The 17206-nt window shown below is 74.0% G+C and carries 17 protein-coding genes; 9 read left to right on the top strand and 8 right to left on the bottom strand.

Going from position 1 to position 17206, the window contains the following annotated elements; all coding sequences use genetic code 11:
• Positions 1-137 precede the first annotated feature (137 nt).
• Positions 138-1790 (top strand): serine/threonine-protein kinase, encoded by a 1653-nt coding sequence (locus R2E43_RS29780; RefSeq protein ID WP_332056716.1) that lies wholly within the window; start codon positions 138-140, stop codon positions 1788-1790.
• Between the two features lie 2 nt (positions 1791-1792).
• On the opposite strand, the gene R2E43_RS29775 is transcribed toward R2E43_RS29780, so the two are convergent.
• A complete protein-coding gene (locus R2E43_RS29775; protein WP_003977101.1) occupies positions 1793-2599 on the bottom strand; it encodes an SGNH family lipase in 807 nt (268 codons plus the stop codon).
• Between the two features lie 185 nt (positions 2600-2784).
• Here R2E43_RS29775 and R2E43_RS29770 point away from each other — a divergent pair, with 185 nt between their 5' ends.
• Both R2E43_RS29770 and R2E43_RS29765 read left to right on the top strand, forming a co-directional pair.
• A complete protein-coding gene (locus R2E43_RS29770; RefSeq protein ID WP_003977100.1) occupies positions 2785-3879 on the top strand; it encodes a DUF5925 domain-containing protein in 1095 nt (364 codons plus the stop codon).
• Positions 3880-3913: 34 nt separating this feature from the next.
• Positions 3914-4681 (top strand): DUF72 domain-containing protein, encoded by a 768-nt coding sequence (locus tag R2E43_RS29765; protein ID WP_003977099.1) that lies wholly within the window; start codon positions 3914-3916, stop codon positions 4679-4681.
• 80 nt (positions 4682-4761) lie between these two features.
• Here R2E43_RS29765 and R2E43_RS29760 read toward each other — a convergent pair whose 3' ends face one another.
• Complete coding sequence (locus tag R2E43_RS29760; RefSeq protein WP_003977098.1) at positions 4762-5127, bottom strand: GntR family transcriptional regulator; 366 nt, start codon at positions 5125-5127, stop codon at positions 4762-4764.
• Between the two features lie 71 nt (positions 5128-5198).
• Here R2E43_RS29760 and R2E43_RS29755 point away from each other — a divergent pair, with 71 nt between their 5' ends.
• Positions 5199-6125, top strand: a complete 927-nt coding sequence (locus tag R2E43_RS29755) for a GNAT family N-acetyltransferase (RefSeq protein WP_003977097.1) — start codon at positions 5199-5201, stop codon at positions 6123-6125.
• On the top strand, positions 6106-6606 hold the full coding sequence (locus tag R2E43_RS29750) for a DUF402 domain-containing protein (RefSeq protein ID WP_003977096.1): 501 nt from the start codon (positions 6106-6108) through the stop codon (positions 6604-6606). Before R2E43_RS29755 ends, R2E43_RS29750 begins: the two co-directional genes overlap by 20 nt.
• A 13-nt stretch (positions 6607-6619) precedes the next feature.
• On the opposite strand, the gene R2E43_RS29745 is transcribed toward R2E43_RS29750, so the two are convergent.
• On the bottom strand, positions 6620-7237 hold the full coding sequence (locus tag R2E43_RS29745) for a class I SAM-dependent methyltransferase (protein WP_003977095.1): 618 nt from the start codon (positions 7235-7237) through the stop codon (positions 6620-6622).
• Between the two features lie 151 nt (positions 7238-7388).
• Between R2E43_RS29745 and R2E43_RS29740 the strand changes: the two genes are divergently transcribed.
• Positions 7389-7523: a hypothetical protein gene (locus R2E43_RS29740; protein ID WP_003977094.1), complete on the top strand. Its 135-nt coding sequence runs from the start codon at positions 7389-7391 to the stop codon at positions 7521-7523.
• 24 nt (positions 7524-7547) lie between these two features.
• Here the strand turns inward: R2E43_RS29740 and R2E43_RS29735 are convergent, their stop codons facing one another.
• Positions 7548-8018, bottom strand: a complete 471-nt coding sequence (locus tag R2E43_RS29735) for a GNAT family N-acetyltransferase (protein ID WP_003977093.1) — start codon at positions 8016-8018, stop codon at positions 7548-7550.
• Between the two features lie 178 nt (positions 8019-8196).
• Here R2E43_RS29735 and cbcC point away from each other — a divergent pair, with 178 nt between their 5' ends.
• The gene (gene cbcC, locus R2E43_RS29730; RefSeq protein ID WP_332056715.1) at positions 8197-9249 is read left to right on the top strand and encodes a carbohydrate-binding protein CbpC; all 1053 of its coding nucleotides are present in this window, start codon (positions 8197-8199) and stop codon (positions 9247-9249) included.
• Positions 9250-9355: 106 nt separating this feature from the next.
• On the opposite strand, the gene R2E43_RS29725 is transcribed toward cbcC, so the two are convergent.
• Together R2E43_RS29725 and R2E43_RS29720 are read right to left on the bottom strand one after the other, a co-directional pair.
• Positions 9356-10228 carry an esterase/lipase family protein gene (locus R2E43_RS29725; RefSeq protein WP_332056714.1) on the bottom strand — a complete coding sequence of 291 codons (873 nt, stop codon included), beginning with the start codon at positions 10226-10228 and terminating at the stop codon, positions 9356-9358.
• Positions 10229-10407: 179 nt separating this feature from the next.
• Complete coding sequence (locus R2E43_RS29720; RefSeq protein WP_003977090.1) at positions 10408-10854, bottom strand: MarR family winged helix-turn-helix transcriptional regulator; 447 nt, start codon at positions 10852-10854, stop codon at positions 10408-10410.
• A 110-nt stretch (positions 10855-10964) separates the two neighbouring features.
• Between R2E43_RS29720 and R2E43_RS29715 the strand changes: the two genes are divergently transcribed.
• Complete coding sequence (locus tag R2E43_RS29715; protein WP_003977089.1) at positions 10965-11339, top strand: cupin domain-containing protein; 375 nt, start codon at positions 10965-10967, stop codon at positions 11337-11339.
• A 12-nt stretch (positions 11340-11351) separates the two neighbouring features.
• Here R2E43_RS29715 and R2E43_RS29710 read toward each other — a convergent pair whose 3' ends face one another.
• A complete protein-coding gene (locus R2E43_RS29710; protein ID WP_003977088.1) occupies positions 11352-12320 on the bottom strand; it encodes a DNA polymerase Y family protein in 969 nt (322 codons plus the stop codon).
• A complete protein-coding gene (locus tag R2E43_RS29705; RefSeq protein ID WP_332056713.1) occupies positions 12317-15874 on the bottom strand; it encodes a DNA polymerase III subunit alpha in 3558 nt (1185 codons plus the stop codon). Before R2E43_RS29705 ends, R2E43_RS29710 begins: the two co-directional genes overlap by 4 nt.
• Before the next feature lie 173 nt (positions 15875-16047).
• On the opposite strand from R2E43_RS29705, the gene R2E43_RS29700 reads away from it, so the two are divergent.
• A complete protein-coding gene (locus R2E43_RS29700; RefSeq protein ID WP_003977086.1) occupies positions 16048-17112 on the top strand; it encodes a DUF3533 domain-containing protein in 1065 nt (354 codons plus the stop codon).
• The last annotated feature ends 94 nt before the right edge of the window (positions 17113-17206 follow it).

Raw genomic sequence — 17206 nt, 5'->3', positions numbered from 1 at the left:
ACGCCCTCGGCAGGGGTTACGGATGCGCGGCCCGAAAACGCCAGTGGCCGGGGCGGGATCGGCGCCGAGGGGGTCGCATCCGCACCGGGTTGGTCTACTTTGTGAAGGGTCCGCGCGTGACGTCATAGGGGGCGCCCGTGTCCGGAGAACCCGACGGCGAGCGTGTGATCGCCGGCCGCTACCGGCTTCTGTCGCCGCTCGGCGAGGGCGGCATGGGCACCGTGTGGCGCGCCCGCGACGAGGTGCTGCGCCGCGAGGTCGCCGTCAAGGAGGTGCGCGCCCCCGCCGGTCTGTCGCAGACCGACGTCGGGCGGATGTACGCCCGGCTGGAGCGGGAGGCGTGGGCCGCCGCCCGGATCTCCCACCCCAACGTGGTCACGGTGTACGACGTGGCCACCGACGGAGGCCGGCCCTGGATCGTGATGGAGCTGGTCCGCGGGCTGTCCCTGGCCGACCTGCTGGACGCCGAGGGCCCGTTGGAGCCCCGCCGGGCCGCGCTGATCGGCGCCGAGGTGCTGGCCGCGCTGCGGGCCGCGCACGCCGCCGGGGTGCTGCACCGGGACGTGAAGCCGGCCAACGTGCTGCTGGCGAACGACGGCCGGGTGGTGCTCACCGACTTCGGGATCGCCAGGGTGGAGGGCAGCGAGGCGCTGACCATGACCGGCGAGGTCGTCGGCTCGCCCGAGTTCCTCGCCCCGGAGCGGGCGCTCGGCCGCACGCCCGGTGCCGCGTCCGACCTGTGGTCGCTGGGCGTGCTGCTGTACGCGGCGGTGGAGGGGGTCTCGCCGTTCCGTCAGGGCACTCCGCTGAGCACCCTGCGCGCGATCGTCGACGAGGAGGTGCCGCCGCCGCGCCGGGCGGGTGCGCTCGGGCCGGTGGTGGAGGGCCTGCTGCGCAAGGACCCGGCCGAGCGGCTCCCGGCGGAGGAGGCCGAACGCGCGTTGCGCCTCGTGGGCGCCGGCGGGGCACCGCCCGGCCGGGGCCCGCGCACCGGCGCGCCGCCGTCCGGCGCGTTCGCCCCGACGGTCGTGGCCGCCCACCCGGGGCTGCCCACCGCACCGACGCCGCCGATGCCCGTAGCGGCGGCCGGGGACACCTCCGCGGCGGGTGCGCCCGGTGCGCCGGGGGGCCGGGACCGGCGGGCGCGGGCCGTACTGCTGGTGGGGCTGGCCGTGCTGGTCCTGACGCTGGCCGGACTGACGTACTCGCTGCTGGACCGCTCGGACGGCGGTGGCGGGACGGAGGGTTCGGGCGGGAGTCCGGGCCCGGGGGCCACGTCCGCGGCGGCGAGCGGCGGCGCCGGGGAGCCGAGTCCCCCGGCGTCCTCCGGGACCGACGGCGGGCAGAGCGGCCCCGCAGCGCAGTCGGTGGAGGTGACCGTGGTGGGCTCGCGCACCCACTACTCGGGGGCCTGTCCGCCGCCGCACGACCGGGCACCCGCGTTCACGGCGACGTTCACGGTCGGGCGGCTGCCCGCGGAGGTCGGCTACCGGTGGGTGACCGCGGACGGGTCGGTCTCCGACCCGGGGTGGCGGACGCTGTCCTTCCCGTCGGGCGGCGAGCGCTCGCGCCAGGACGGCGTGGTGGTGACGACGCACGACGACACCGGCGCGTTCGAGAGTGCCGTGCGCGTGGAGGTGCGGAGTCCGGTGCGGGCCACGTCCGACGCGGTGGCGTTCTCGGTGACTTGCGGGACCGGGACGGAGACGGAGACGGGGACGGGGACCCCGTCGGGCGGGGCCTCCCACTCCTCGTCTCCCTCCGCTCCTTCTTCTTCTCCTTCCGCCTGAGGTCAGGCGGCGCCGTTGAGGACCGGCAGGTAGCCACCGGACTGGCCGGCCGCGGTGGGGTGGTACGACTCGCCGATGTTCAGCCAGTTGACGCTGTGCAGCCAGGGGCTGCCGGAGCACAGCTCGTGGCCGGTGAAGGTGGTGCGTACGTCGCCGAAGGTGAAGCCGTGGGCGGCGGCGCGCTGGGCGAGGACGGTGTTGAGGTGGTCGGAGGCCTTGTTGATCGCCGTCCGCTTGGTCTCGGACAGGCCGATGCAGGTGGTACCGAGCTTGTAGAAGCGCGGGTAGCCGATGACGACGACGTGGGCGTTCGGCGCCTTGTCGCTGATCGCCGAGTAGACGCCGTCGAGCTTGCCGGGCAGCGTCGAGTCGACGTACGCCTCGGCGGTGGCGATCCGCGACAGGCAGGAGCTCTCGGACTGGAGCACACAGGTCGTCATGGTGTCGGCGAAACCGGCGTCGTTGCCGCCGATGCTGATCGAGACGAGGCCGGTGCCGGAGCTGAGCGGGCCGAGCTGTCCGGAGAGAACATCACCCGTACGGGCGCCGGAACAGGCGGTGAAGTCGAACGTGGAGGGCGAGTGGGCGGCCGCCCACAGGTAGGGATGGGCCTTCGTGCTGCGCTTGCAGTCGCCGCTCGAGCTGATGTAGCTGCCCGCTCCGACCCCGGAGGAGTAGGAGTCACCGAGGGCCACATAGCCGTCGGCGGCGGCGGGTTGGGCCGCCTGAGCGGTCGCTGCCCCGGTGAGGGCGGCGCCGGCGGCGAGGACGAGCGAACTCAGGAAGCCGACAAGTCGGAAACGTCTCATGGAACCTCCCTTAGCAGGATTGCTGCCACAACCGTGGTAGCAGCTACGCGCGTTGACTGGAAGTGTCCATGCCAAGAAATGGCTGACACTCGTTCAAGTCCGGACGGAAGACGGCGAGAAAGCCCCTGTCGCGCGTGCCCGGGAAAGCGGGTGCACGCGGCGGCCGGGTGCCCGATCATGGCGACATGTCCGTGAACCCGCACGAAGCCCTGCCGATCCGGCTCAACGTGGACGACAGCGACTCCCCGTCCGACGTCGTCGACGCGCTGTTCCTCGGCCGTTTCGCCACGGGTGAGCAGCCGTACTCGCACGCGGCGAACATCGACCGCGTACGGTCCGGCGCCACGCTGCTGCCGCCCGGCGCGCGCGTGCTGCGGATCGCCCGCGACGACGACCGCAGCGCGACGCTGGCGGAGGGCGACGGCTGGACGCTGCTGATCTCGCGCTGGAGCCGGGGCGCCGACGTCACGGTGACGGCGACCAGCGCCGACCTCGCCGAGAAGGTGCTCGGCGAGGCGACGGACGGAGCGGCGGACGAGCCCGAACCGCAGCCGGAGAACGTGACGATGGGCTTCTGGTACGTCTCCCCTCGGCGCGGCCCGCACCGCACCACCCGCCAGATCGCCGCGGGCACCTGGGACGAGGTCCGGGCCAACTACACGGCGCCGGTCGCCGACGCGATGGACGGCCTGATGAAGACGACGCCCGAGGACATCGCGGGCCGGCTGCTGCTCCTGCACGGGCCGCCGGGCACCGGCAAGACCTCCGCGCTGCGCACGCTGGCCCGCTCCTGGCGGGACTGGTGCCAGGTGGACTGCGTCCTCGACCCGGAGCGGCTCTTCTCCGACGTCGGCTACCTGATGGACATCGCCATCGGCGAGGAGGACGCGGCGGGCAAGGGCCGCTGGCGGCTGCTGCTGCTGGAGGACTGCGACGAACTGATCCGCGGCGAGGCCAAGCACACGGCGGGCCAGGCGCTCTCCCGCCTGCTGAACCTCACCGACGGACTCCTCGGCCAGGGCCGCAACGTCCTGGTCGGCGTCACCACCAACGAGGACCTGGAGCGCCTGCACCCCGCTGTCGTCCGCCCCGGCCGCTGCCTGGCCCGCATCGAGGTCGGCCCGCTGTCCCGGCGGGAGGCGGTGGACTGGCTCGGCACGGAAGAAGGGGTCGGCCGCGAGGGCGCCACCCTGGCGGAGCTGTACGCCCTGCGCCGGGGCACCTCACCGACCGCGCTGCCGGAGCCGCGGGCGGGCGCGGAGGCCGGGCTGTACCTGTAGCCCGGCCGCCGCAGGGCGGTGCTTTGATGGGGGTATGACCCTGTTCGTCGGCACGTCTGGCTGGCAGTACCGGGACTGGCGGGAGAGCTTCTACCCGCCCGGTCTGCCGGTCCGGCGCTGGCTGGAGCACTATGCGGCCGCCTTCGCGACGGTCGAGATCAACAACGCCTTCTACCGCCTGCCCGCCCGGGAGACCTTCACCGCCTGGCGGGACCGCGTCCCACCGGACTTCACGGTCGCGGTCAAGGCCAGCCGCTACCTGACGCACATCAAACGCCTGCGCGACCCGGCCGAGCCGGTCGACCGCCTGATGACCCACGCGGCCGGTCTGGGCGACCGTCTCGGCCCGGTCCTGCTGCAACTGCCCCCGACCCTGCGCGCCGACCCGGACCTCCTGGACGCCTGCCTGGCCTGCTTCCCGCCGGGCACCCGGGTCGCGGTGGAACCCCGGCACGAGTCCTGGTGGACGGCCGAGACCCGCGAGGTCCTCGTCGCCCGGCGCGCGGCCCTGTGCTGGGCGGATGTCCGCGCCCGCCCGGTCACCCCGTTGTGGCGCACCACCGACTGGGGCTACGTCCGCTTCCACGAGGGCCGGGCCGCGGCCTGGCCGCACTACGGCCGCCGCTCCCTGGCCACGTGGATCGACCGCATCACGGCGGCCTGGCCGCATACGAGCGACGTCTACACCTACTTCAACAACGACCCGAACACGGCGGCGGTGCAGGACGCCGCGACGTTCGCACAGTCGGCTCGCACGTCGGCGCTGACGGTCACACGTACGCCCTCAGGGGCGCGGGGCTGATCCATGTGCGGCTCCGCCGCGTGGGCGCGACAAGCCACACCGGATCTGCGGCCGGGCCGCGGCCCCGATCCCGACGGCGCTCACCCGTAGGCCGCCCGCAACGCATCCCGAACCGCCCCCGACGCGTCCTCCTCCGACACCCCCAGCCGCCGAGCCCGCTCGGCATACCCCTGGGCCGCGGCGGCCACCTCCCGCTGAGCCGCAGAGCCCGCGGCGGCGACGAACGTTCCGTTGCGCCCCCGGGTCTCGATCACCCCGTCCGCCTCCAGCGCCCGGTACGCCTTGGCGACCGTGTTCGCGGCGAGCCCGAGGGATTCGGCCAGTCCGCGCACCGTGGGCAGCCGGTACCCGACCGGCAGCGCCCCGGAGCGCGCCTGTTCGGAGATCTGCGCCCGCACCTGCTCGTAGGGCGGCGCGCCGTCGTCGACATGGATCTTCAAGGTCACCCGGCGATTGTCCCGTATCCCCGTGAAAATAAGAGGCATCCGACCGCCCGGCCGCCGTAGCGTGCGCCCCCATGACCGTTCTCGTACGCGATCTGCGTTCCGACGACCCGGCCGATGTCGCGGCCTTCGCCCAGGTCCGCCATCTCGCCGTGCCGTTCATCCTGTGGACGCCCGAGGCGGTCGTGCACCGGCTCGTCCACACCCACCCGGACGCCCGGAGCCGGTCCCTGGTCGCGGAGGAGGACGGGGAGGTGATCGGCACCGCCCAGCTCGGGCTGGCGCACGACAGCCCGGAGCCCGGTCAGGCCTACCTGAACGTCTACGTCCATCCCGAGCGGTTCCGGCGCGGGGCCGGTGGCCTGCTGGTGCGTACGGCCGAGGAGCACCTGACCGGCGAGGGCGCCAGGAAGCTGTACTCCTGGGTGCTGGACGGGCCCGCCCACCTGGCCTTCGCCGAGCGGCACGGCTACGAGCGCCGGCGCGCCTCGCACTTCCTCCGGCTGGACCTGGCGAACGCCGCGCTCCCGCCCCTGGGGGCCCTTCCCCCGGGTGTCGAGCTGCGCACGGCCGCCGACTACGCGGACGACCCCCGGCCCGTGTTCGAGCTGGACGCGGCGACGGTCGCGGACGAACCGAGCGACGTCGCGGTCGAGTTCACGGACTACGAGGCCTGGCTCGCGGAGACCTGGCGGCATCCGTTGCTCGACCGCGAACTGACCACGGTGGTGGTCGTCGACGGCCGCCCGGCCGCGTTCAGCGTCGCCCACACCGACGGCACCCGGTACGCGACCGCGATGACCGGCACGGTCCGTGCCCGGCGCGGCCGGGGCCTGGCCAAGCTCGCCAAGACCGCCTCCCTGCGCCGGGCCCGCGCGGCCGGGTACACGGAGGCGCTCACCGGCAACGACACCGACAACGGCCCGATGCTCGCCGTCAACAAGTGGCTCGGGTACGAGATCTGCGCGACGGAGGTGCGCCATGTCCGTGAACTCGGCTGAACCGCCCATCGAGGTGGACGTGATCCTGGTCAAGGCGGGCCGGACCAAGATCCGTTACCCGGCCGGGCTGCTGCACGACGACGGCACCCGCCTCGCCGTGCGTGCCCCCTGGGCCGGGGACGCCGTGCGCGACTTCGGCTTCGTGCGCTTCGAGGCCGGGGACGTCTTCACCGAGTACTACTGGCGCGACCGGTGGTACTCGGTGAAGGAGGTCCGGACCGCGGCCGGTGTGCTGAAGGGCTGGTACTGCGACATCACCCGCCCCGCCGTCCGCACCGGCACGGAACTGGTCGTCGAGGACCTCGACCTGGACCTGTGGCGCTCCGCCGACGGCGCGGACGTACGGCGTCTGGACGAGGACGAGTTCGCCGAGAGCGGACTGGCGGACCGGGACCCGGAGGCCGCTGCCGCCGCGGTGGCCGCACTGGAGGAACTGGAGCGGCTGGCCCGCGGGGACGGCTTCACCGGCCTGCTGGAGTAGCCCGCCGCGCGGCTCACCCGTACGTCGCCACCACCGCGTACCGCTCGTCCGCCACCTCCCTGCCCCACAGCGACGGGTCGTCCGACAGCCGCTCCACCCGGGCCTGCCCGGTGAGCGGGCCGAGCAGGGCGGTGACCCGGTCGGCCGGTATGCCGACCGGGGAGACGCTCCCCCACACGCCCTCGACCAGGACCAGGCGCCCTCCGGGGCGCAGCAGCTGCCGCCAGTGCCGCAGGGCCCGGCCGGGATCGGGCAGCGTCCACAGGACGTGCCGGACCAGCACGGCGTCGAAGCGCTGCTCCCCCACGGGCGGTGCCGCGGCGTCACCGGTCAGGAACACCGCGTCACGGCCGGCGAGCTTGGTCCTGGCCAGCTCCACCATGGCCGGGGAGAGGTCGACGCCGGTGACCCGGTGCCCCTGCTCGGCCGCGAGGAGTGAGAGGCTGCCGGTGCCGCAGCCCAGGTCGAGCACGTCGCCGGGGGGCGCGGGCAGCCAGGAGGCCAGCCTGGCCGCCCAGGCCCGGCGCACCTCCGCGTCCCGCAGGCCGTGGTCCGGCTCGTCGTCGAAGGAGGCGGCCAGCGCGTCCCAGTCGGCACCCGGTGCGGTCGCTTCGTCACTGTTCCCACTCATGCGCCCAGGGTGGCAGCCGCCACTGACAACGGGGCCGGGGCGCGGGAACGTGACAACCGCCACTGACAGTTGTGCATCGATGAGTGAGTCTCGGGGAAAGGGTCTACCTCCGTGAGAACGCGGAACCCGGTGGATCCGTAAGGAGGCAGCCATGCGCCGTCTGACCGTGCAGAAGCCCCTGAAGAAGACCGACGCCCGCCGAGTCCGCGAGGAGATCGACGAGCGCCCCTCCGGGCGCCCGGAGGTCCGCAAGGACATCGCGCGCACCTGGTGGCCGGAGAGCTGACCGGCGGTCCGGGCATGAGACGCCTCAGAGCAGCAGCCGCTTGCGGTAGTGGACGCGGTCGTAGGGCCCGTCCACGCGGCGTTCCACGACCTCGTACCCGTACCTCGGGTAGATCTCCTGGTTCTCCCGCATCATCGCGTTCGTGTAGAGCCTGACCTCGGGGAGGCCCAGCGCCCGCGCGTGCGCGTCCACGAACCGCAGCAGTCGCCGGCCCACACCCCTGCCGTGCGCGTCGGGGTGGACGGCGACGCTGTCGAGGAACAGGTGGTCGGCGTGCGCCTCGACGACGACGAGTCCGACAGGTCCCGCCCGGCCCGTGCCGGGCTCGTCCGTGACGAACACCTTCCCCGCCGCCACGTCCGCCGCGTGGTCCGCCTCCATGGGCTGCGGCACCACCCCGATGCGCTCGACGTAGGGGAGGTACGCGGCGTCGGTCACGGCCTGCACCGCCGGCACGTCCGCGGCGGTCGCGGGCCGGATCCGTTCTCGTTCCATGCCGCGAACGGTAGCTACCTCAGCCCAGCCTGAGCACTCCCTTAACGCGACCATAAGGATCTCCGTCACCCGCCTCCAGCAGGCGATTCCGCGGTTTCCTCGGGCTAGCTTGCCGATCAGCCCCACGGGTTCCGGCCCGAGCCGCCGCATCCCCAGTGACCGTTTCGAGGAGTTCCCCATGCCCGCACCGTCCGCGTCCCGCAGGGCCGCAGCCGTCGCCGTCGCCGGTCTCGCCCCGCTCGCCCTGACCACGTTGGCCGCCGCCCCCGCCTCGGCGCACGGTTCGATGGGCGACCCGGTCAGCCGGGTGTCGCAGTGCCACGCCGAGGGGCCCGAGAACCCGAAGTCGGCCGCGTGCAGGGCGGCGGTCGCGGCGGGCGGCACGCAGGCGCTCTACGACTGGAACGGCATCCGCATCGGCAACGCCGCCGGCAAGCACCAGGAGCTGATCCCGGACGGCAGGCTGTGCAGCGCCAACGACCCGGCGTTCAAGGGTCTGGACCTGGCCCGCGCCGACTGGCCCGCGACCGGCGTGAGCAGCGGCTCGTACACCTTCAAGTACCGCGTGACGGCCCCGCACAAGGGCACGTTCAAGGTCTACCTCACCAAGCCGGGCTACGACCCGTCCAAGCCGCTCGGCTGGGGCGACCTGGACCTGTCCGCCCCGGTGGCGACCTCCACCGACCCGGTCGCCTCGGGCGGCTTCTACACCTTCTCCGGCACGCTGCCGGAGCGGTCCGGCAAGCACCTGCTGTACGCGGTGTGGCAGCGCTCGGACAGCCCGGAGGCGTTCTACTCCTGCTCGGACGTCACCTTCGGCGGCGACGGCGGCAGCGGCAGCGGTGCGGCCACCGGCGACGACACCGCGTCCGGCGACGCGGAGGCGGGCGCCGCCCCGGCTCCGGAGGCCTCCGCGCCCTCCGAGGAGCAGCTCGCGGCCGCGGCGGAGAAGTCGACGATCGAGCACCACGGTCACGGCGACCAGGACGCGGCGACCACCACGGACCCGACGGACCCGGCCGCGGCTCCGGAGGAGGCGCCCGGTACCGCCGCCGAGCCCCACCAGGTCAAGGCCGCCGGCGGGGGCACGGAGAACCTCGCCGAGACCGGCGGGGACAGCACCACGCCCTACATCGCCGTCGGCGGCGCCGCGGCCCTGGCCCTCGGCGCGGCCGTCCTGTTCGCGTCGGTCCGGCGGCGCGCGACGACCGGTGGCCGGCACGGCCACTGACGCGGAGGCGGGGGGACGACGGGGGAACGGGGAACGCGGGGCCCGTCCGGCGGCTCAGGCCGGGCGGGCCCCGCGTGACGTGCGCCGGGCGGGGGGAGAGCGCCCGTCAGCCGAAGACCGAGGCGCAGGTGGTGGGCGTGGCGTGCGCCGGGTCCAGGGCGTTGGTCACCTCGTGGAAGGCGATCCGGTCGAACAGGCCGATCGCCAGGTGCTCGGAGAGGTCGAGCGGGCACAGGTCCTGCAGCAGGACGTTGCGTACGCCGGGGCCGTCGAGGAACTGGCCGCGGTACGGCGTGACCACCTCGTCGTACTTCGTGGCGAGGACGGTGTAGCGCACGCCGGGCACGGTGTCGCCGTCCGCGTTGAGCCGGGTGAGGACGTCGGAGCCGACGACCTGGTCGGCGAGGGCGGGGGTGTGCTCGTTGAGCAGGTCCTCGGCGCCGGGGAAGTACGGCAGCAGGCGGGTGAGGCCGGACAGCGTGGTGCCGTGGTTGCTGGGCGCTATGCCGACCAGGGCGTTCACCTCGGCGGCTCCGCCGAGGAACTTGAGGTAGTAGCGGGGCATCATGCCGCCCTGCGAGTGGCCGACGAGGTCGGTCTCGGTGGCGCCGGTCGCGGCGAGCACCTTGTCGACGTGGGCGGCCAGTTGTTCCGCCGACTTCTCGACCGGGCCGAGTCCGTGGAAGAGCGGGACGCCGGGCAGTTGGCCGTAGTCGAGGGAGAAGACGCAGTAACCGCGGTTCTTCAGGTAGGGCGCGAGGCCGAGCCAGTTGTCGACGGAGTTCCCGAAGGTGCCGTGAACCAGCACGACGGGGCGGGGGTGGGCGGCGGTGGGCTTGCAGGTGTAGTCGTTCCAGCCGGAGCCGGGGCGGGCGTCCGCGGTGGGGGCGGCGGTGGCGGCGGTGGCGGGGACCAGGGCGACGGCGGCGGCCAGCAGCAGCGCGGCCAGCGGTCTGAGCACTCGGCTCCAGGGCAGCATCGGGTGATCTCCTCGCGGATCTGGGGAGTTGCGACGGCAGGGGTGCCCTGTGATCCGGATCACGGGATGCTGTTCACTCGTCAAGTTACGGGCGAGTAGTGCACGTGTGAAGTTACGCGGCAGTAAAAACTTCCAGTGGTAACCGACGTCATCCGCGCCGCAGGTGACGGGGGGTCAGGTCACCAGGCGGGCCGCAGCGGCCCGTTCGGCGCCACGCGCAGCAGGCCGTCGAGCAGCGCCCGCACCCCGTCCTCACCGAGCACGTCGGCCCACGCGCCCACGGCCTCCGCGGCCGCCGCCTCGGCCGCCCGCGTGCAGGCCCACCCCGCCTCCGTCAGCACGACGAGCCGGGCGCGCGCGTCGACGGGATGCGGCCGGCGCTCGGCGTACCCCTTGCGGACCAGCTCGTCGACGAGCTGACTGGCGGCCTGCTTGGTCACTCCGAGGTGCACGGCCAGGTCGGTGACCGTCGCACCGTCCGGGGCGAGCCGGGCGAAGGCGAACCCGTGCGCGGGCCGCACACCCTCGAAGCCGCGGGCCACGACCCCTTCGTTGATGCGCTGCGTGAGTCCGCCGGCCGCGGCGAGCAGGGCGGCGGTCAGGGCCATGGCGTCGGAGTTCTGCACGGGGGCATTGAAACACTCTTGACACTTTGGTCAAGCAGCTTGACCATAAGAGCCACAGTATTGGTCAAGCTGCTTGACCATGTCGGCCATACGTCCAGAGGAGCCCCGTCATGCCCGTCGTCCGCTCGTCCGAAGGCGTCACCCACGAGATCCACGGCGCCCGCTTCGTCTCGTACGCCAGTCCCCGTGTCGGCAGCAGGGAGCTGTGCGCCTGGCGGGGCGAGATCCCGGCGGGGACGAAGGCACCCGCGCACACCGTCGACCGGGAGGAGGTCTTCCACCTGCTCACCGGCGAGCTGCTGATCACCCTCGACGGCCGCACCGAACGCGTCACCGCGGGTGACACCGTGATCATCGGCTCCGGGGCGACCCTCGCCGTCGAGAACCCCACCGACCGGACCGCGACCTCCTGGGTCACCACCTCCGTGGGCCTGACGGCGGAGCTGGCCGACGGCACCCGCATCACTCCCCCGTGGGCCAACTGACCCGCGGGGGCCTCACGCCGCCAGCGACCCCGGCATCACCGCCCTCGGCCCGAACTTCGCCCGCGCGCGGTCCGCGACCTCCTCGATCCGGCGGACCTTCTCGTCCACGGGGTCGAAGGTGAGCTGGTGGGAGGCGTGTTCGGCGGACGTGAGGCTCTCCGCGCGCAGGGCGATCGAACGGACCCGGGCGCGCTGGAGGCCGAGCGCCTCGTACAGGTCGTAGGCGGTCCGGGTCAGGGCCGCCGAGTGCGCGGTCGGCTCCTTCAGGGTGCGGCTGCGAGTGGTGGCCGACCGGTCGGCGTAGCGGACGGTGAGGGTGAGGGTGCGGCAGACCTTGTCCACGGCGCGCAGCCGGGCGCCCAGGTCTCCGGCGGCCGAGAGCAGGGCGCGGCGGTGGCGGTCGGGGTCGAGTTCGTCGCGGTCGAAGGGGCGGTCGGCGGCCAGGGATCGGGAGACGCCGTTGGGGACGACCCGGCCGCGGTCGACGCCCTGGGCCTTCTCGTGCAGCTCGCGGCCGGTCCTCGCGCCGACCAGGCGCTGGAGGGTGGACAGCGGCGCGGCGGCGACCCGGCCGAGGGTGTCGAGGCCGTACTCGCACAGCGTGCGGGCGGTCGCGGTGCCGACGCCGGGCAGCGCGGCGACCGGCTTGCCGTCGAGGAACGCGCGCTCCTCGCCGCCGGGCACCGCGCGGGTCAGTCCCGGCCGGGCGTCGCGCAGGGCCATGCGGGCCAGCATCGGGCCGGGTCCGGCGCCGATCACGCAGTCCACGCCGTGCAGCGCGAGGGCGCGGACCCGGATCACCGAGGCCAGCGCCACGGCGTCGCGCCCGAAGTACCGTTCGGCGCCGCGCAGGTCGGCCAGCGCGCCGTCGGGTGGCAGCGCCTCGACGACCGGCGTGAACTCCTCGAGGAGCCCGAGCAGTTCGGGCAGGGCCGCCTCGCGCGTCGGCGGCAGCTGGAAACGTACGCAGAGGATCGTCATCCCGCACTCCCCGGACTCTGGTGCCACAACTTCCTTCCGACCGCGGGCCCTTCGCCCGCGGGGCGCAGATCGGCCCAGGGATGCATCTCGTACCCGGTGGACATGCGGATCTTCCGCTGCTCCATCGGGTCCTGGGCCGCGGACCCGGCCGGCGCGGGCCGCCCGTCCGAACCGGCGAGGCGGCGGCGCGCCGGGCCGCCCCCGGGGGCGTCGCCTTCCTGGCTTCCGCCCGCTGCGGCCAGCCGGGCGGCGACGCCCTCCAGCCCCTCCTCCCGGCGGATCTCCAGCAGGTCGGCGAGGTTCCAGGCGGCGGATCCGACCACGCTGAGGCTGCGCGGGCCGCGCCGCTGCACCACCCCGCGCACCAGCAGCAGCCAGGAGTGGAAGACGGTGTGCGCGCAGGCGTCGTGCGAGTCGTCGAAGAAGGCGAGGTCGACCAGTCCCGAGCCGTCGTCGAGGGTGGAGAAGATGACGCGGCGGCCGGAGCGGACCGGCGGGGTCTGGGTGGCCGCCTTGGCGCCCGCGACCAGCACCGTCTCCCCGTGCCGGGCCTCGCGCAGCCGCTTGGCCGACACCACGCCCAGCTCGCGCAGGAAGGTGCGGTGGTCGTCCATCAGGTTGCGCGAGGCGTCCATGGACAGCACACCGAGTTCGGCGCTGAGCTTCTCCTCGGAGGTGAGGTCGGGCAGCCCTGCGGAGGCGGTCTTGCGGCCGCCGGTGAGGGGGAGCTGGTCGCCGCGTCCGCCCCGGGCGCCGCGGTGCAGTTCGGTCAGGTGCAGTTGCAGGTCCCGGCGGTTGGCCCCGAACGCGTCCAGCGCGCCGACCTGGGCGAGCCGTCCGGCCAGCGGCCTGCTGGGGCGGGCCCGTTCCCAGAAGTCGAGCAGGGAGGCGTAGGGCTGCCCCGTGGCGATCCGCTCCGCCTCGGCCTCGCTGATGCCGTGCACGTCCGAGAGGGCGAGCCGGAGTCCCCACGTGGCGGGCTTCCGTGACCCTGATTCAGACACCAGTTCGATCCTGTGTGCGACCCCCGACTCGTTCACGTCCAACGGCAGGATCGGCACCCCGCGCCGCCGCGCGTCCGCCAGCAGCAGCCGCTTGGGGTACATGCCGGGGTCGTGGGTGAGCAGGCCCGCGTAGAAGGCGGCCGGGTGGTGGGCCTTCAGCCACGCCGACTGGTACGTCGGCACCGCGAAGGCGACGGCGTGCGCCTTGCAGAAGCCGTAGCTGCCGAAGGCCTCGACGATCTCCCAGGTGCGCTGAATCGTTTCCGCGTCGTATCCGTTCGCCGTCGCGTGCTGGGCGAACCACACCTTGATCCGCCCCTGCGACTCCGGGTCGGAGAGGCCGCGCCGCACCCGGTCCGCCTCGCCGCGTCCGCAGCCGGTCATGATGGCGACGATGTCGATGATCTGCTCGTGGAAGACGACGACCCCGTACGTCCCCGCCAGCGGCTCCGCCAGGTCCTCGTGCGGGTGGCGCACCGGCGCCCGGCCGTGCCGGGCCTCGATGAACGGCCGCACCATGTCGGCGGCGACCGGTCCCGGTCGGAAGAGCGAGATGTCGACCACGAGGTCGTGGAAGGTGGCCGGCTGGAGCCGCCCCACCAGGTCCCGCTGGCCGGGTGACTCGATCTGGAAGCAGCCCAGCGTCTCGGCGGACCGGATCATCCGGTACGTCGCCGGGTCGCCCTCGGGTACGGCGTCCAGGTCGACCTCGGTGCCGGTGGCCCGCTTCACCTCGGCGACCGCGTGCGCCATCGCCGACTGCATCCGCACCCCGAGGACGTCCAGCTTGAGCAGCCCGAGGTCCTCCACGTCGTCCTTGTCGAACTGCGCCATCGGCAAGCCCTCGCCGCTGGTCGGCACGACCGGCGTACGGGAGAGCAGGGAGGCGTCGGACAGCAGGACGCCGCAGGGGTGCATGGCGACACCGCGCGGGAGGGCGTCGAGGCCCTCGACCAGCTCCCAGAGCCTGCCGTACCGCCCTCCTCCGTCCCGCCGGGACTCCCCCGCCAGTTCCTTGAGTTCGGGCAGTTCCTCCAGGGCCGCGCGGGCGTCGCGGGCACGGATGTGCGGGAAGGACTTGGCGACGCGGTCGATCTCGGCCGGGTCCATGGACAGGGCGGCGCCCACGTCGCGGATGGCGTGGCGCACCCGGTACGTCTCCGGCATGGCAACCGTGGCGACCCGCTCGGTGCCGAACCGGCCGATGATCGCGCGGTAGACCTCGAGCCGGCGCGCGGACTCCACGTCGATGTCGATGTCGGGCAGCACGACCCGCTCCTTGGACAGGAACCGCTCCATCAGCAGCCCGTGCTCGACCGGGTCGGCGTGCGCGATGCCGAGCAGGTGGTTGACGAGCGAGCCCGCGCCGGAGCCGCGCGCGGCGACCCGGATGCCCATGTGCCGTACGTCGTCCACGACCTGGGCGACGGTGAGGAAGTACGAGGCGAAGCCGTGGTGGGCGATGATGTCCAGCTCGTGGTGCATCCGCTCCCAGTACTCCCGGTGGTCCCGGCGCCGGTCGTAGCCGCGCCGCACCATGCCCGCCGCCGCCCGGGAGGCGAGCGCCCGCTGGGCGGTGCGGCGCCCGGCGCCGACGAGGTGCGGTTCGGGGAAGTGGACGGCGCCCATGCCGAGGTCGTCCTCGGGGTCGACCAGGCACTCGGCGGCCGTGGCCCGGGTCTGCTCCAGCAGGCGGTGGGCGGTGTCGCGCCGGAAACCCGCGGACTCGACGATCCGCTCGGCGGCGTGCCGCATGGCACCGGCGTCCTTGAGCCAGGCCTCGCCGGAGTCCAGTTCCTTGGTGGCGTTGATCGGGACGAGGCGGCGGGCGGCGTCCAGGACGTCGGCGACCTCGCCCTGGCCGGGGTCGGCGTAGCGGACGGCGTTGGAGAGCACCGGCCGGACGCCCTGCTCGGCGGCGAAGCCGACGGTGCGGGCGGCCAGCCGCAGGGAGCCGGGGCCGATGCCCGTGCGGCCGTGCCAGACGGCCTCCAGGCGCAGGGCGTCGCCGTAGACCTCACGCCAGGGGGCGAGAAGCCGCGCGGCGCGGTCGGGACGCCCGGCGGCGAGGGCGCGGCCGACGTCGGAGTCGGGGCCGAGCAGGACGGTCAGGCCGTCGGCGTGGTTGTCGGGCCAGGACAGCAGCGGGCTGCCCTCGGCCGTGTGGGCGGCGGAGACCAGGCGGCACAGGTCGGCCCAGCCGCGGGCGCCGTCCCGGGCGAGGAAGGTCACCCGGGGGGCCGACTCGTCGACGAAGGCGCCGCCGCGCACGGGGGCACGGCGCCGGTCCCGGCGTACGGAGGTCTCCGTGCGGTCGGCGGCCGCGGACTCGGGGGCGGCGACCGCCAGCTCCGCGCCGAACAGGGGGCGGACGCCCGCCTTCGCGCAGGCCTTGGCGAAGCGGACCGTCCCCGCGAGGGTGTCGCGGTCGGTGAGGGCGAGGGCGTCCATGCCCCGCTCGAAGGCGCGCTCGGCCAGCCGCTCCGGGTGGGAGGCGCCGTAGCGGGCGGAGAACCCGGAGACGGTGTGCAGATGCGTGAAACCCGGCATCACGCACCTCCCGACTCATGAACCGACGCATGACCACGTATGCCCGAACGCCATTATCGAACGTCTGTTCCCAGCTACCTCACCCACCATACCCCCATCGTCGAATGTGTGTGCGGCATCCGTTCGGCCCCGTCCCACCTGCGCAAACGCCCCCCGACCCGGACTGTGGGGACATGTCACACACACCGGGCCCCGGCACGCGAAGCGGCTCCTTCCTCGGTGAGGTGAGGGACGCCGTCACCCCGCGGGCCACCCTGCTGGTGCTCGGCGTGATCGCGCTCCAGCTGCTGTTCATCGCCTCCTACGTGGGGGCACTGCACGACCCGCGCCCCAAGGACGTGCCCTTCGGGGTGGTCGCGCCCGGGGCGGCCGCCGGGCAGACGGTGGACCGGCTGGAAGGGCTGCCCGGCTCCCCGCTGGACCCGCGCACGGTGGCCGACGAGGCGGCCGCCCGGCGGCAGATCATGAACCGGGAGATCGACGGCGCCCTGGTCCTGGACCCCGGCGGCAGGCAGGACACCCTGCTGGTCGCCTCCGGCGGCGGCACCGTCCTCGCCACCACCCTCGAGGGCATCGTCGGCAAGGCGGAGCAGACCGAGCGGCGCACGGTGCGGGTGGTCGACGTGGCCCCGGCCTCCCGCCACGACTTCGACGGGCTGTCGTCCTTCTACCTGATCGTGGGCTGGTGCGTCGGCGGCTACCTGTGCGCCTCGATCCTGGCGATCAGCACCGGCGCCCGGCCGGCCAACCCGCGCCGGGCGGCGATCCGGCTGATCGTGATGGCGCTGGTCGCGATCGTCGGCGGGCTCGGCGGCGCGGTGATCATCGGGCCGATCCTGGGCGCGCTGCCCGGCGGCGTGCTGGACCTGTGGGGGCTCGGCGCGCTGATCACCTTCGCGGTGGGCGCCGCCACGCTGGCCCTCCAGGGCGTCTTCGGAATCGTCGGCATCGGTCTCGCGATCCTGCTGGTGGTGATCGCGGGCAACCCGAGCGCGGGCGGCGCCTTCCCGCTGCCGCTGCTCCCGCCGTTCTGGAAGGCGATCGGTCCGGCGCTGCCACCGGGCGCCGGCACCTGGGCGGCCCGCTCGATCGCCTACTTCAAGGGGAACGACGTGACCGCCTCCCTGCTGGTGCTGTGGGCGTGGGCGGTGGCGGGGACGGTGATCACGATGCTGGCGGCCGTGCTGCCGCGCCGCGGGCGGCAGGAGACGGAGCTGCCGCCCGCGCCGGCCGGCTGACCGTTCGCCGCGCCGGCCGCCTGACCGTCGTACGGACGCGGGAGCCCCGGCCGGGCACGCGGAAGTCCCGCCCCTCGCGCGCGGGACGGGACTT

Origin of the sequence: Streptomyces violaceoruber, from assembly GCF_033406955.1 — a bacterium.
GTDB classification, from domain to species: Bacteria; Actinomycetota; Actinomycetes; order Streptomycetales; family Streptomycetaceae; genus Streptomyces; species Streptomyces violaceoruber.
This window is presented reverse-complemented; position numbering and strand designations above follow the sequence as displayed.

What these genes read in the sequence shown, in the direction of transcription:
- R2E43_RS29740 (WP_003977094.1), top strand. Translation starts at nt 7,389, where the DNA reads ATGCGCCGTCTGACCGTGCAGAAGCCCCTGAAGAAGACCGACGCCCGC.
- R2E43_RS29715 (WP_003977089.1), top strand. Translation starts at nt 10,965, where the DNA reads ATGCCCGTCGTCCGCTCGTCCGAAGGCGTCACCCACGAGATCCACGGC.
- R2E43_RS29765 (WP_003977099.1), top strand. Translation starts at nt 3,914, where the DNA reads ATGACCCTGTTCGTCGGCACGTCTGGCTGGCAGTACCGGGACTGGCGG.
- R2E43_RS29725 (WP_332056714.1), bottom strand. Translation starts at nt 10,228, where the DNA reads ATGCTGCCCTGGAGCCGAGTGCTCAGACCGCTGGCCGCGCTGCTGCTG.
- R2E43_RS29775 (WP_003977101.1), bottom strand. Translation starts at nt 2,599, where the DNA reads ATGAGACGTTTCCGACTTGTCGGCTTCCTGAGTTCGCTCGTCCTCGCC.
- R2E43_RS29705 (WP_332056713.1), bottom strand. Translation starts at nt 15,874, where the DNA reads ATGCCGGGTTTCACGCATCTGCACACCGTCTCCGGGTTCTCCGCCCGC.
- R2E43_RS29750 (WP_003977096.1), top strand. Translation starts at nt 6,106, where the DNA reads ATGTCCGTGAACTCGGCTGAACCGCCCATCGAGGTGGACGTGATCCTG.
- R2E43_RS29735 (WP_003977093.1), bottom strand. Translation starts at nt 8,018, where the DNA reads ATGGAACGAGAACGGATCCGGCCCGCGACCGCCGCGGACGTGCCGGCG.
- R2E43_RS29710 (WP_003977088.1), bottom strand. Translation starts at nt 12,320, where the DNA reads ATGACGATCCTCTGCGTACGTTTCCAGCTGCCGCCGACGCGCGAGGCG.
- cbcC (WP_332056715.1), top strand. Translation starts at nt 8,197, where the DNA reads ATGCCCGCACCGTCCGCGTCCCGCAGGGCCGCAGCCGTCGCCGTCGCC.
- R2E43_RS29770 (WP_003977100.1), top strand. Translation starts at nt 2,785, where the DNA reads ATGTCCGTGAACCCGCACGAAGCCCTGCCGATCCGGCTCAACGTGGAC.
- R2E43_RS29700 (WP_003977086.1), top strand. Translation starts at nt 16,048, where the DNA reads ATGTCACACACACCGGGCCCCGGCACGCGAAGCGGCTCCTTCCTCGGT.
- R2E43_RS29745 (WP_003977095.1), bottom strand. Translation starts at nt 7,237, where the DNA reads ATGAGTGGGAACAGTGACGAAGCGACCGCACCGGGTGCCGACTGGGAC.
- R2E43_RS29755 (WP_003977097.1), top strand. Translation starts at nt 5,199, where the DNA reads ATGACCGTTCTCGTACGCGATCTGCGTTCCGACGACCCGGCCGATGTC.